Source organism: Janthinobacterium sp. TPC_1 (assembly GCF_056037845.1).
In genome coordinates this window covers 2,964,540-2,976,804 of the sequence record NZ_CP195157.1, presented here as the reverse complement: position 1 = coordinate 2,976,804, position 12,265 = coordinate 2,964,540, and the positions used below count along the sequence as shown (strand labels likewise).

The 12,265-nt window shown below is 56.7% G+C and carries 14 protein-coding genes and 1 pseudogene; 7 read left to right on the top strand and 8 right to left on the bottom strand.

The window, feature by feature from the left end:
• Both ACQVLG_RS14570 and ACQVLG_RS14565 read left to right on the top strand, forming a co-directional pair.
• Entirely contained in the window at nucleotides 1-1,086 is a 1,086-nt protein-coding gene (locus tag ACQVLG_RS14570) for an AAA family ATPase (protein WP_474295293.1), read from the top strand.
• Nucleotides 1,086-1,883 carry a hypothetical protein gene (locus tag ACQVLG_RS14565; protein WP_474295291.1) on the top strand — a complete coding sequence of 266 codons (798 nt, stop codon included), beginning with the start codon at nucleotides 1,086-1,088 and terminating at the stop codon, nucleotides 1,881-1,883. The genes ACQVLG_RS14570 and ACQVLG_RS14565 overlap by 1 nt, the downstream gene beginning before the upstream one ends.
• Before the next feature lie 485 nt (nucleotides 1,884-2,368).
• Here the strand turns inward: ACQVLG_RS14565 and ACQVLG_RS14560 are convergent, their stop codons facing one another.
• The 6 genes from ACQVLG_RS14560 to ACQVLG_RS14535 form a co-directional block, all read right to left on the bottom strand.
• Complete coding sequence (locus ACQVLG_RS14560) at nucleotides 2,369-2,707, bottom strand: hypothetical protein (RefSeq protein ID WP_474295289.1); 339 nt, start codon at nucleotides 2,705-2,707, stop codon at nucleotides 2,369-2,371.
• 269 nt (nucleotides 2,708-2,976) lie between these two features.
• A complete protein-coding gene (locus ACQVLG_RS14555) occupies nucleotides 2,977-3,150 on the bottom strand; it encodes a hypothetical protein (RefSeq protein ID WP_474295288.1) in 174 nt (57 codons plus the stop codon).
• A gap of 372 nt (nucleotides 3,151-3,522) precedes the next feature.
• Nucleotides 3,523-3,975 carry a GTP pyrophosphokinase gene (locus ACQVLG_RS14550; RefSeq protein WP_474295286.1) on the bottom strand — a complete coding sequence of 151 codons (453 nt, stop codon included), beginning with the start codon at nucleotides 3,973-3,975 and terminating at the stop codon, nucleotides 3,523-3,525.
• A 13-nt stretch (nucleotides 3,976-3,988) separates the two neighbouring features.
• Nucleotides 3,989-4,828, bottom strand: coding sequence for a hypothetical protein (locus ACQVLG_RS14545; RefSeq protein WP_474295284.1), 840 nt, complete (start codon nucleotides 4,826-4,828; stop codon nucleotides 3,989-3,991).
• Nucleotides 4,829-4,960: 132 nt separating this feature from the next.
• A complete protein-coding gene (locus ACQVLG_RS14540) occupies nucleotides 4,961-5,143 on the bottom strand; it encodes a diguanylate cyclase domain-containing protein (RefSeq protein WP_474295282.1) in 183 nt (60 codons plus the stop codon).
• Nucleotides 5,073-6,500, bottom strand: coding sequence for a sensor domain-containing diguanylate cyclase (locus ACQVLG_RS14535; protein ID WP_474295280.1), 1,428 nt, complete (start codon nucleotides 6,498-6,500; stop codon nucleotides 5,073-5,075). Before ACQVLG_RS14535 ends, ACQVLG_RS14540 begins: the two co-directional genes overlap by 71 nt.
• A 302-nt stretch (nucleotides 6,501-6,802) precedes the next feature.
• Here ACQVLG_RS14535 and ACQVLG_RS14530 point away from each other — a divergent pair, with 302 nt between their 5' ends.
• On the top strand, nucleotides 6,803-7,183 hold the full coding sequence (locus tag ACQVLG_RS14530) for a hypothetical protein (RefSeq protein ID WP_474295279.1): 381 nt from the start codon (nucleotides 6,803-6,805) through the stop codon (nucleotides 7,181-7,183).
• A 46-nt stretch (nucleotides 7,184-7,229) separates the two neighbouring features.
• Here ACQVLG_RS14530 and ACQVLG_RS14525 read toward each other — a convergent pair whose 3' ends face one another.
• Nucleotides 7,230-7,841: a hypothetical protein gene (locus ACQVLG_RS14525; protein ID WP_474295277.1), complete on the bottom strand. Its 612-nt coding sequence runs from the start codon at nucleotides 7,839-7,841 to the stop codon at nucleotides 7,230-7,232.
• A gap of 251 nt (nucleotides 7,842-8,092) precedes the next feature.
• On the opposite strand from ACQVLG_RS14525, the gene ACQVLG_RS14520 reads away from it, so the two are divergent.
• The 3 genes from ACQVLG_RS14520 (at nucleotide 8,093) to ACQVLG_RS14510 (ending at nucleotide 10,158) form a co-directional block, all read left to right on the top strand.
• Entirely contained in the window at nucleotides 8,093-8,842 is a 750-nt protein-coding gene (locus ACQVLG_RS14520) for a hypothetical protein (protein WP_474295276.1), read from the top strand.
• Between the two features lie 5 nt (nucleotides 8,843-8,847).
• The gene (locus tag ACQVLG_RS14515; RefSeq protein WP_474295274.1) at nucleotides 8,848-9,090 is read left to right on the top strand and encodes an Imm32 family immunity protein; all 243 of its coding nucleotides are present in this window, start codon (nucleotides 8,848-8,850) and stop codon (nucleotides 9,088-9,090) included.
• Between the two features lie 63 nt (nucleotides 9,091-9,153).
• The gene (locus ACQVLG_RS14510; protein WP_474295273.1) at nucleotides 9,154-10,158 is read left to right on the top strand and encodes an SMP-30/gluconolactonase/LRE family protein; all 1,005 of its coding nucleotides are present in this window, start codon (nucleotides 9,154-9,156) and stop codon (nucleotides 10,156-10,158) included.
• On the opposite strand, the gene ACQVLG_RS14505 is transcribed toward ACQVLG_RS14510, so the two are convergent.
• A complete protein-coding gene (locus ACQVLG_RS14505; RefSeq protein WP_474295272.1) occupies nucleotides 10,145-11,212 on the bottom strand; it encodes an SDR family oxidoreductase in 1,068 nt (355 codons plus the stop codon). The genes ACQVLG_RS14510 and ACQVLG_RS14505 overlap by 14 nt on opposite strands.
• Nucleotides 11,213-11,307: 95 nt before the next feature.
• Here ACQVLG_RS14505 and ACQVLG_RS14500 point away from each other — a divergent pair.
• A pseudogene (locus tag ACQVLG_RS14500) lies at nucleotides 11,308-12,223 on the top strand (LysR family transcriptional regulator).
• The last annotated feature ends 42 nt before the right edge of the window (nucleotides 12,224-12,265 follow it).

The window sequence follows — 12,265 nt, the reverse complement described above, 5'->3', positions numbered from 1 at the left end:
ATGATATCAAAACTAGAATTAAAAAACATTAAATGCTTCAATACAATTTCATTTAACTTATCCAATCTCACTGTATTTTGCGGTGCCAATTCTGCAGGAAAATCTACAGCTCTCCAAGCGCTTCTTCTACTTCGACAAAATTATAACTGCAACAAACTCCAATTGGGAAAGCTCAGCTTAGTAGGGGAATATTTTTCTGTTGGGCATGTTCGCGATCTAATAAACCATTCCCCTATTGGGGAATCACTATTAATCTCAATTGACAATTTAGATTTTTCATCTGACCTAAAAAAAACCAAGGCTGATGAGTACCATATTGAGATTGACTCTAGTCCCAACTTGGCTCATGATTTTTTCTGCTCGGATTTCAATTATCTAAGCGCATACAGACTTTCCCCTCAAAATAGTTACGATACTAATTTTGATTCAGACAAGCTTGACTTGGGGATTTATGGACAATATGCCATAGCTGCTTTGGTACGGTATGGTGACATGCCTGCCCCCAATCAAAAACTTGCCAAGCGTATTTATCCAACTGCAGATGGGCAGGAGGATCGCCCAATAAGTCTGGCTGTTGCCTTTAAAGAGGCCATGAAATTAATAAACTCAGATTTTGATATAGTTGCCAATTCACACCTAAATCTTGATAAAGTTTCCAATACTTTTTCAGCAGGATCAACTGCCAATCAGGTACGTCCGGTTAATACAGGGTTTGGTATTAGCAATGTGATTCCTATTGTATTAGGAGCTCTCTGTACAAGAGATGGCGGATGTCTTATAGTTGAAAATCCAGAGGTACACCTACATCCTGCCGCACAATCAGCACTTGCATCTTTATTAATATCAACTGCTGATTGTGGTGTCCAAGTAATATTAGAAACTCACAGCGATCATATTGTTAACGGAATTCGCGTTTCCGCCAAAGAAACTGGGGTAGCTGAAGGTTTTGTAATAATAAACTCTGTAAGATCTACTGATGCTGGACGAATTGTAACAGAAATTCTTATTGACCCCGACGGTGGCTTAAGCGACGTTGACGAAGGATTTTTCGACCAAGCTGAAAAAGATTTGTTGAGGTTATTTTAATGAAGGTATTTATTAATGATTTATCTATAGTTGGTCAAGCATCTAATGAAGGCGATGCGATGGATATTCTTTTTAAATTAGCCATATTGGTCGCACGCACAAGAGATATTAGCTTTGGAAAGAAAGCATATCGAACTCGTACGTTAGGCGATAAAATAATTACTGGCAGTTCCACTGTTAAAGAGGTTCTCGTCGCAAGTTCTAGTAAGGGACGTGCCTTTGATGAGCGTCAGCGCAAGCTTGCCATCGAGGTTTTTCTCAAGCAGCCTTACTCTGAAAACTACCACTCTAAAGATAATGACGCCATTACCGATAGCAGTGGAAATTGCCTTAAAGAATCATGTTTCGATAGTGCTGCATCATGTATCGGCTCACCACTAACAGTTTCCGCGAGAAACTGTCAAGCTTATGGTGTGTCATCTACGAGTATTCATAGCTCAATTTGGGGAGTAAAAACCGTATTGAATGTGACCGATGAGATGGGGCTCTCCGGACTCATGTGGAAATTTGAAAATAATCCAAAACACAAAATGAAGGAATATCGGGCTGCGGGAGAACTTGTAAGCATTATGGATCTTTCCGCAACTGATGCGCAGTTAGCACTTAATAACGGAATAAAAGTTAACTCAAAAATTTATAGCTATTTTAATAATTCCTGGTATCAATTTCACTGCCATCATGGAAATAACTACCATGGATTCAAAGTAGAGCTAGAAGAAAATAAGCCGGAACACATGAAGGCATTAAATATCTTCAACAAACTAACTCATACACATTATGGACAGATTTTCTCTTGATAATTTTAAATTATATTATTTCCGCCTCGCCCTAAGAAATAATAGAAAAACAATCCAAATCCAAAAAATAAAATAATGAAAATTTAAAATATTATATAAAGTAAAAACTCCATGAAATTTTCTTGCAAGTTAATAAAACAATACTTGAAGTGAATATTATTTTCACCACCACTGCCTTACTTATGTTTTTCACAATGAATTAAGGTGGCGTTCGATGAAGGTTTTTTGACTTTCATCGAATTGCCATTTTGCTCACTTCTTACTGTTCGATTTTACGTCTCATCTACAATATGCAATGCGACAACCTGCCAACACTGCGGACTGCGTTTAACGCAAGCTCTATGAACCGGATCAAGTCTGCTATTTGTACGCAAACTCAACCTTTACTGCTGTAGCATCTAATCCAAGTCCCGTGTGGCTACGTAAGTGATGTAAGCCGCCCTGCCTACCCAATAGAGCCGCAAACTCTGGCTACATTTGTAAGCTCAGCCGCAGGCGATTCTTCCTGACATGGTAATCGTGCCCGTTTCCCCCCCCCCCCCCACCGCTCCCCCGATACTCAAGCCCGTCGACAAATCGAAACCAAAATCACAGCGATAACCATCTTTCGGACGATGCCGGCACAGCAGCATGTCACGATTGCGAATGCGTATTTGCGGATCGGGGCAGCCATCGCGCATATCCGGCCCGATGGCGTCGAACATGTCCTTTGCAGCTGCTCCCGTCAAACGAAACGCAACTTTGGTATCGCCCGCAACCTGTGCCACGGCATCGTCGAGATATGCGCCATAAATCGCGTACGCCCCTGAAAAATCCTTTTGCACGAATTCCCATACGGCCCTGGCCTAGTGCACCAACAGCAAGCACAGTAGCGCGACGAATCGCACGCTGACGCGCCTCAGCATACGGAGCCGCCGATACTGCGTCCGGTTAGAAGATCAAAACCGAAGTCGCAATGATGGCCGTCACGGGGATGGTAGGAACAGCGCACTTCCGCCCGCTGACGCAGGCGATATTCGCCATCCGCGCCGCACGCATTGCGCAAGTCCTCTCCCATCGCATCAAATAGCTGCTTTGCCGCCTTGCCGTCGATCTAAAACGCGATGCGTTTGTCTTTCCTGGTTGGCGGCTGTGGATCGCTCAGGCCTCCGCTATAGATGGCATAGCGGCTTTTGAATGACTGGTAAGAAAGTAACCATTGGGTTGCGGATTGGGCCATGGCCGTAGCCAAAGCAAGGAGCGAAAAAACAGCGAGAATGCGTTTCATGTCATCCGTCCCGCTATTTAATCGTGACGTGAAAATGGCCGTCTGATGTATTAGTGGTCTTATCCGGGGGATAGCAGGGTCATTAAAATAAATAACTTGGACAAAGCTGAATTCAAAAAGTATGCGGATTTGCATTGCGTCGCGATGCATACTGCCTGTCAAACCTTGTAACGCATTTTATTGACGATGTCTCGCACCGCTGTACTTGGAGGAAACCCTCGCATGATCGCCAACAGATGCACACTCGACAATTTTTGCCGTAGTGCATTCCCGAAGCATTGCGAAGGTTCAAATCCCTGTACGTTAATGGCGTTATCGCTAATTGCGGTCATGACATTAAACCAGAGCAAAGACGCGCCGCCCACCTTGAAATTAAGAAACATCCCTCCGCAAATACCCGATCGCCCGCCGATATTTCTCTATCCTCTCCAGATCCTTCCGCGTCGGCGCCCCTATCCTCGACAAGTCGCTGTTTTCCGCCAGATCAGCCAGCTTGACGGCCTTGCCGACCGGGTTCAAGGCCGCGCGGGCGATGAAGTCCTCGTACGACTCGCCCTCGACCTTGGTCACGGCGCGCACGCCGTCGATGACTTCCTGGGAAAATCCTTCGCGCGCCAGGTCCTCGAAGGTGACTTTACCGTCGCTGTCTTCCACCACGTCATGCAGCACGGCAACGATCTGCTGGGCGCCGGGGGCGACGCGCAGCATTACGCGCAAGGGGTGCAGTATGTAGGGCGCGCCGCCCTTGTCCGTCTGGCCGGCATGGGTGGCGGCGGCGATTTGAATGGCGCGCTCCAGGCTGCCGCGTCTTGCGTGTTCACTCATGTTCACTCCTTGTTCACTCCACTGTGATTGACGTTCCCGTGGCGCGCCAGCCGCGGCGCTGCAAATGGCAAACGCTGCTGCACAGCAAGCCTGGCAACAATAAATTGAGGACCGGCACGAGCATCAGCAAACACAGCAGCAGTCCCAGGGCAAAGATCGCCGGATGCTGGGCGCGGCGCAACACCGCTTGCTGTTGCTCATCGAGCACATCCTTTGCCGCCGCGCCATAGATCGCCTGCACGTTCCAGGCCAGCAGGCAAGCAATCAGCACGCACATGGCCCACACGGGGATCAGCAGGGAGAGCAGCAGCAACAGGCGGCGCCACCAGGCCGGGCGTGCGGCGGACAGCGCCAGGCTTGCCGGCGCTTGCCGGCCGGCATAGCGGCGCGCCGCCACCGCCTTGGCGCGCTCCAGCAAGAACCAGCGCAGCGGCAAGCGCGCCGTGCCGATGGCGCCGACAATAAAGACCATGACATAGAACAAGGTGGCCAGCGCCAGCAAGGCCAGGGCGATCTGGCCGATCGACAACAGGGCTTGGGCGGCGCTGCCCAGGCTGCCGGCGATATTGCCCATCTGCGAGAGCGTGGCAGGCCCGTTGGCGAGTGTCCCGACGCCATCCATCACGCCCAGGCCCAGCAGGCCGGTAACGGACACCAGCGCCAGCATGGCGCTCAGCTCGACAAAAAAACGGCCGAAACAGCTATACAGCCCCAGCCACAACGCCACGACCGCCATGCACCACAGCGCGGAGCGCCACCACAGCCCCGCATGACGCGCATCGCGCAATCCCAGGCCGATGCACGTAAAGGCTTCGCGCCAGGCCAGCAGCCAGGTTTGCAATGTTTGTGTCACGCTAGTGGGCACTCCGCGATGAGGGGTGGATACGTCGATCCGGATGTTGCCGATTGTACATGGACACGGCGGGCGCACGCGCCACCGAGGACGCAGCGCACAGCCCACGCCGGCCCCGCCCCTTCAAAATTGCTATCGAAACGCCAAAACAGTCACAGCCTGCACCGCACTTTCAAAGGAAGATTCAAAGCAGACCCGGTTTCTGCCGGCTGCCTTGGCCTTGTACAGGGCCTTGTCAGCGAACTCAAGCAGCTCGACTGCCTGGTTTTCCAGATGCGTCGGCATAAACGCCGCCACGCCGACGCTGGCCGTCACCACGCCAGGAGGATTGCCCCGATGCTCGATTCCCAGCGATTGCACGGCATCGCGCACGCCCTTCCGCCACCGCCAAGGCGCCGGCCATATCCGTGCCGGGCAATAAAACGACCATTTCCTCGCCGCCATAACGCGCAGCAAGGTCTCCCGGCCGGCGCATGCTGTAGGCCACCACCTTGCCAATTTTTCTCAGGCACTCGTCGCCGGCCACATGGCCATAGATATCGTTGTATTGCTTAAAGAAATCGACATCGATCAACACCAGTCCCATGGCGCTGCCTTCACGCTGCGCACGGCTGAATTCGGCAAGCAGCGACTGGTCGAAGTGGCGCCGGTTCGCCAGTCCCGTCAACCCATCCTGGTTGGCAAGGCGGGCCAGGGTTTCATTGATCAACTCCAGCTCGTTACGCGCCTCCAGCAAACCCGCCTCGCTCTTGACCCGCAAATCGATTTGCCGCACCACGCGGTAACCGATGAAGGCAATCAGCAGTACCAGTACGCCACCCACCGCGTTTTGCAAAATCATGTCGAGACGCCACTCGGCGAGCACTTCTTCCTGCGACAAGGCGGCAGAGACCACCAGCGGGTATTCCTCGATTCTTCGGTAGCTGTTGATACGCGTTACACCATCGACCCGCGACTTGATCACGGCCGTGCCAACGGGACTCTTGGGCAAATAATCATGAAATAAAGGAAACTGCGAAAGATCGCGCCCCAGCATGCTTTCATCGAACGGCCTTCGCAATAAAAGAATGCCTTTTCCATTCGCAATGAAAATGGCGCCTTTTTCTCCTATCGAAAAACGTTCGTAAAACTGCCTGAAATAATGCATATCGATGGTCGCCAGCGCCACGCCGCCGAAACTGCCGTCCGGCATATTGATACGCCGCGATACCGTAACGATCCAGTCCCCGGTCGATTTGCTGCGCACGGGCGGGCCGACATAAGGCCCGCGGTCATCATGCGTTCGGTGGTAGTTGAAATAATCCCGATCGGAATTATTCAGATGGCTCAACAGCGTTTTCTGGGAGTTCACCAGCCAGCTGCCATCCTTGGCATAAATGAAGATGCCGTGCAGCTGCGGCAGCTCGCCGACACGGGTGACCAGCAATTTATGGATACGCTCCAGTTCAAGGTCGGAGACACCATCTGTCTCCACCCGCTCCACCAGTCCGACCAGCACCGTATCGGCTTCCTTGATGGTGTCATAGGCATGCTGCGCAACGGATTGCGCCAGATTGGCGCTTTCACGGGCCGCTTCATTGAGCTGCACTTCCCGCGCGCGCAAGGTCATCCATAACTGGATCGCCAGGAGCGACAGGCACACCAGCACGACAAAGAAGATTGCCAGCGGCAACAAAGAGAATCCCCGAAACCGGCACCCAACAGGCGTGGCGGCAAGCTGCGTGACCTGGTCATGGATTAACTCCCGGTTTGATATCCGGCAAAGTGTGCACCAAATAGGCAGCAACATACTCACACATCGTCACAAAAGATATAAAAAAGTTACCGCAACACTGGCCGGGCAAGGTGTTCTTTCCGCCATGGCGGCGTTGACTCCTGTTCCAGCCCGCAATTGTTTGCGGAAGCGCAATCCTATATGAAGCGGAATGCGAAACAATGCCAGTTCCCCCACCGTTGCGCCTAGCGGAGTCGACCATGCTCGAAGTTCAGCCCAGGGACAAGCGTGGATTCTTCATCCTGCCGCAGGCACCGGAAGATGCAGACTATTACGTAGCGATCGATAACCGGCAATTTGGCATTGGCAACATCAGTCTGGCTAACGGAACCGCCTATGGCCAGCACTCAACCCACAAATCCGGCTTGGAGGTGGACATTCGCCCGCTGCGCAAGGACGGCCTTCAACTCCCTGTTTATTGGTATGACAGAGACTACGATCAAGCCGCGACGGCGAAGCTCATCGCACTTTTTCGTGCCCATGCCAGCGTGCGCAGGGTGCTGTTTAACGATACCCACATTCCATTCGTGACGCCATTCAAAAATCACGACCATCACTTTCATCTGGAACTGAGAGCCTGATATGAAAACACTATGGCCTATGGCGCTGAGCGCCCTCACCCTGTTTTCACCGGTCTATGCAGGTGGCAACAGCGACTGGGGCGCAGACAAACAGTTCAAGGGTTCTTATCTGATTTATTCGAACACCTTGGGCGAGCAACAGCCTCCCACACCGCATGACCGCAAGATTTCTTTCATGGTCACGGGGGCCGTTGCCAAGGAAATGTTTGACTCCATGGCTCCGGATTCGAAAGAACGCTGCAGTTTGGAGAAAGGCTATCGGCAGCGCGATAAGGAAAATGTTTCCTGTGTCCGGGATCATGACGGCTATAGGTGCTACTTCGGCTTTAACTTGCGCAATGGCAAAAGCATAGGTGGCTCGATTTGCTAGCGCCCATACAGCCTGGCAGCCATTAAACAGCCAGGCTCCCGCGCCCCCTACCTTCGGCTCAACGGCACATACTCGCCCGGCAAGCCCGCCACTTCCAGCGCATCGGCAAACGCCAATAAAAACTTCGCCGGGCCATGTTCGGACACCAAGGGAAGCGCCCTTGTGGCGCAGCAGTTTCAGCACTTCCTGCTGGTGCGCCTGGTATTCCTGTGAATGGCCGTAGAACGTTTGATACATCTCAAGGGTTTCCATGGCCTTGGCGGCCAGGATGAATTCGGGTTTGTCCATGATGTCTCCTCGTTGTTACTGCTGCCAAAACCACGAAAAAAAACCTGCAGGACGTGCTGGCGCGTGCCGGTCGCACTGCCTTGCGGCAACCACATCCGTATTTCCATCATACGCCTCAAGCGGGCCGTTGCGCAGTCCTGCCGTGCATCTTTTTCTATCGCTCCCATCCGGCGCCATCGCTGCGGTGCGCGCGCTGGCGCCAGGTGCCCGCGCATGGCATCATGCGCGTTGCCCCCCCCTAATAACGACATATGGACCAATATCACTTCCTCGTAGGCGAATTCAAGAAAAATACCCCCTTCATTGCCGCTGCGGCCAGCGCCCAGCTGTTTGCCTGGTTCGCGCACATCGGCGAACCCGTCGAGCGCTACGGCAACAAGCGCGGCAAAATCGTCAAGTTCTCACAGCGAAATTACGAGAAGATGCTGTTCGCGCCAGAGACCAACAGCATCGGACTGCTTTCGCCGCGTCTCGTACCGCCCGACGAAGCTTACGAGGCCGTCAACTGCGACGCGCAGGCCATGTATTCATCGGACTCGGAGCTGGTTCTGTCCATACGCGCCAGCAAGCTTGCGCTGGCGCCGCTGTTCGACGGTGCGCGGGCCATACCCGGCCTGTTTGAGCATTGCGAATATGTGTACTGCTACGCTGAAACGCAGGGCTATGGCACCGGCTACGCACTCGGCTACCGGCAGCTCGATGAGGCCCATCCGATGACCTTTGGCACGCCTTGCCCCGCAAATAACTGGGCCGCCATCAAACGGCGCGGGTTGCAAGATGCGCACCTGCGCGATGTCTATCCGATCAATGGTTTCACGCAAGCCAAACTGGATGCGCTGCCGCCCGAGCGCCGGCAAGCGCTGCGCGCTGCGATGCAAGCCCATGGCCGCTGTGAAGAGCATGCCGGCTGGATCTTCTGGTACCTGCAGCCGGGGGAACTGAAAGCGGCCCGCGCCGCACTGAACGCACACGCCATGCTGGGCGCCTACATCAACAACTGAAGCTCATGACCACACATTTATCGCTGCACTGCTATCTGCAAGACGAGGCCGCCGAACGTCCGCTGCCCTGCTCCGACGTGACCATCCAGGCCGACCCGGCCACCCTGCGCGCCATTGCCCATTTTCTGCTGGCCAGCGCGGACGCGTTTGATCTGGCGCAAGACCGGGCCGGCATGCACGCCCATCTGCAAGACGAATGGGACGGCTGGCAGGACGATTTCCCCGACCTCGTCGTCGTGGCCGCCTAGCTTGGCGCCCCGCTTGCTGCGCGTCGGGTAACATACGCCACCGTTGCCATACAGAGAACCTTGATGCCCGATTCCCGAAACGCCCTGGCGTCGCTGCGCGCCGCCGTGCTGGCCGCCGCGCTGGCCAGCCTGTCCGCCTGCGCCAGCCCGCCCGCGCACGAAACGCTGTTCCTCGCCACCACCTTCACGCCCGCGCATTCCTTTACCAAGGGCATCGAAGGCCCGGCAGTGGATGCGGATGGCAATATCTATGCCGTCAACTTTGCGCGCCAGCAAACCATCGGCATGGTCAGCCCCGGCGGCACTGGCGAGGTGTACCTGACCCTGCCCGGCACCAGCATCGCCAACGGCATCCGCTTCGGCAGCCGTGGCCAGATGTATTTGGCCGACTACATGGAACACACGATTTACCTGGTCGACCCGGCCACGCGCGCGCTCGCCATCCACGCGCGCGAGCCGCGCATGACGCAGCCGAACGACATCGCCATCACGGCCGACGACGTGCTGTATGCGAGCGACCCGAACTGGAAGGAAAACACGGGCCGCGTGTGGCGCATCGCGCAGGACGGCACGGTAACCCTGGCGCTCGACACCATGGGCACGGCCAACGGCATCGAAGTCAGTCCCGACGGCAAGATTCTGTACGTGAATGAAAGCGTGCAGCGCAATATCTGGATGTATGACATCGCCGCCGATGGCAGCCTGAGCGGCAAGCGCTTGCTGATCAAGTTCGACGATTTCGGCATGGACGGCATGCGCGTGGACGTCGACGGCAACCTCTATGTGACGCGCTACGGCAAGGGCACGGTGGTGAAATTGTCGCCGCAAGGGCGCATCTTGCGCGAAATCAGCGTGCCCGGCGCCAAGCCCAGTAACATCACCTTTGGCGGCCCCGATGGCCGCACGGCCTACGTGACGGAAGTGGTGCAAGGCCGGCTGCTGCAATTCCGCGTCGACCGCCCGGGCCTGGAATGGCAGCGGGCGCAGCGGCACAAGCAAAATGCGGCGAATGCGGCAGCGGCTGCAATGCCGCCACCGGCCGCGGCGGACAGCGTCAGCGCGGAATGATGCGCTGCGCCTTCAGGCGCTCGAACAGTTTGATGAAGGCATCGTGCGTGTCCTGGTAGTCGAGGAAGCCCGCCTTGCGGCTCTTGCCCATGTCCGTCATCACTTCCATCGGCCGGCCCAGGTCGGCATCCGTATGCCACCACGAGGCCAGGCGGCCGACGTCAAGCTCCGCCAGTCCATGCTGCCCGGCAATCTCACGCCATTGCGCGGGCGCGTCGTGCATGCGGCCGGCCAGCGGCGCCATCGTTTCCGGCAAGTCCGCCGCTTCGATGCCGAAATACGCGGCCAGGCGCGGCCACAGCCACTTCCAGCGGAACACGTCGCCATTGACGATATTAAAATCTTCGTTGCGCGCGCAAGGGCTGTCGGCCGCCCACGCCAGGTGGCGCGCGATCTGGCCCGCATCCGTCATGTCGGACAGGCCGTGCCACTGCGCGGACGAACCGGGAAAGACGAAGGGCTGGCCGCCGGCCTTGCATAAATTCGCGTACACGGCCAGGGTCAGGCCCATGTTCATGGCATTGCCCAGCGCATAGCCGATGATGGTGTGCGGGCGGTGCACGCTCCACGTGAAGCCGTACTGCGCGGCCGCGTCAAACAGGCGGTCTTCCTGCGCGTAATAAAAATTCTCGACAGGCTGGCGGCCCTGCTCTTCGCGGAACGGCGTGACGGGCACGGCGCCCTGTCCATAGGCATCGAACGGACCCAGGTAATGCTTGAGGCCCGTCACCAGGGCCGCGTGGCGCAAATGGCCGTTCGGCCCCAGCGCGGCCAGCACGTTGGCCACCATGGCGCCGTTGACGCGGATGTTTTCCTGTTCATTTTCCTGGCGCGCCCAGGCTGTAAAAAAGACGTGGCTGGCGTCGAAGCCCGCCAGCGCGGCGGCGACGGCGGCGCCGTCCGTCGCATCCAATTGCAGGGCCGTGCAGCCGGCGGGAACGGGCGTGCGTCCGCGCGAGACGCCCGTCACCTGCCAGCCTTCGCCGAGCAGATGCGTGGCCAGATTGCTGCCGATGACGCCGCTGGCGCCGATGATGAGGGCGTGTTTTTGCATGAGAGTAGCTCCGAAAGAAAAATCCATCATATCCGCGACGCAAATTCTTATCCGCGATACTATTTCACCCTATTCATGAATAAAATTCGCGGATCATGTTTTCATCAGAACATCTGAAGGGCCTTACGCCCTTCCTCGCCACGGCCGACGCGGGCAGTTTTACGAAGGCGGCCGAGCGCCTGCACCTGAGCAGCTCGGCCGTCAGCAAGAGCGTGGCGCGGCTGGAGGAACGGCTGGGCGTGCTGCTGTTCCAGCGCAGCACGCGCCGCCTGACACTGAGCAACGCGGGCCGCGCCTACTACGCCACCTGCAAGCGCGTGCTGCAGGAACTGGCGGATGCGGAAGACGTGCTGGGCGACCATGCGGCGGAACTGGCGGGCCAGGTGCGCATCGGCGTGCCCGCCGCGTATGGCCGGCTGCGCGTGATGCCGGCGCTGATCGGTCTGTGCGAAAAATATCCGCGCCTGCAGCCGGCCATCGCCTTTCAGCGACCGCTTCGTCGACCTGTTCGAGGAGCGCATCGATATCGCCGTGCGCATCGGCGCGCCTTCGCACTGGCCCGCCGCGCTGGGGCAGATGCACCTGGGCGACGAACACCTGATCCTGTGCGCGGCGCCCGGCTACCTGGCGCGGCGCGGCACGCCCGCGTCCATCGCGGATCTGGATGGCCACGACTGCATCGCCTACGGGCGTGGCGACGGTTCGCCCATGCCGTGGCTGTTCCCGGACGGGGACAAGGGAGGCCAGCTGGAATACCGCCTGGCGTCTCCCCGCATGACGGTGGGCGACGCGGAGGCGCGCACGGCCGCCGTGCTGGCGGGCCTGGGCGTGGCCCAGCTGGCCACCTGGCTGGTGGAAGACTACCTGGCCACGGGCGCCATCGTGGCAGTGCTGCCGGAACTGGCCACGCCGGGCCTGCCCCTGTACCTGGCGTGGCCGCTGGCGCGCCAGCTGACGCCAAAGACGGGCACCCTGCTGCAGGAATTGCGGCAACGGCTGACGATCAGCTGAAAATATTGCTTGACCCTGACGTAGCGTCAGGATCGAACCTGT

Bases quoted from the DNA above. Each gene is read 5' to 3' on its own strand.
- ACQVLG_RS14570 (WP_474295293.1), top strand. From the start codon at position 1: ATGATATCAAAACTAGAATTAAAAAACATTAAATGCTTCAATACAATT.
- ACQVLG_RS14510 (WP_474295273.1), top strand. From the start codon at position 9,154: ATGCCCGATTCCCGAAACGCCCTGGCGTCGCTGCGCGCCGCCGTGCTG.
- ACQVLG_RS14555 (WP_474295288.1), bottom strand. From the start codon at position 3,150: ATGAAACGCATTCTCGCTGTTTTTTCGCTCCTTGCTTTGGCTACGGCC.
- ACQVLG_RS14565 (WP_474295291.1), top strand. From the start codon at position 1,086: ATGAAGGTATTTATTAATGATTTATCTATAGTTGGTCAAGCATCTAAT.
- ACQVLG_RS14520 (WP_474295276.1), top strand. From the start codon at position 8,093: ATGGACCAATATCACTTCCTCGTAGGCGAATTCAAGAAAAATACCCCC.
- ACQVLG_RS14525 (WP_474295277.1), bottom strand. From the start codon at position 7,841: ATGGACAAACCCGAATTCATCCTGGCCGCCAAGGCCATGGAAACCCTT.
- ACQVLG_RS14550 (WP_474295286.1), bottom strand. From the start codon at position 3,975: ATGAGTGAACACGCAAGACGCGGCAGCCTGGAGCGCGCCATTCAAATC.
- ACQVLG_RS14515 (WP_474295274.1), top strand. From the start codon at position 8,848: ATGACCACACATTTATCGCTGCACTGCTATCTGCAAGACGAGGCCGCC.
- ACQVLG_RS14530 (WP_474295279.1), top strand. From the start codon at position 6,803: ATGCTCGAAGTTCAGCCCAGGGACAAGCGTGGATTCTTCATCCTGCCG.
- ACQVLG_RS14505 (WP_474295272.1), bottom strand. From the start codon at position 11,212: ATGCAAAAACACGCCCTCATCATCGGCGCCAGCGGCGTCATCGGCAGC.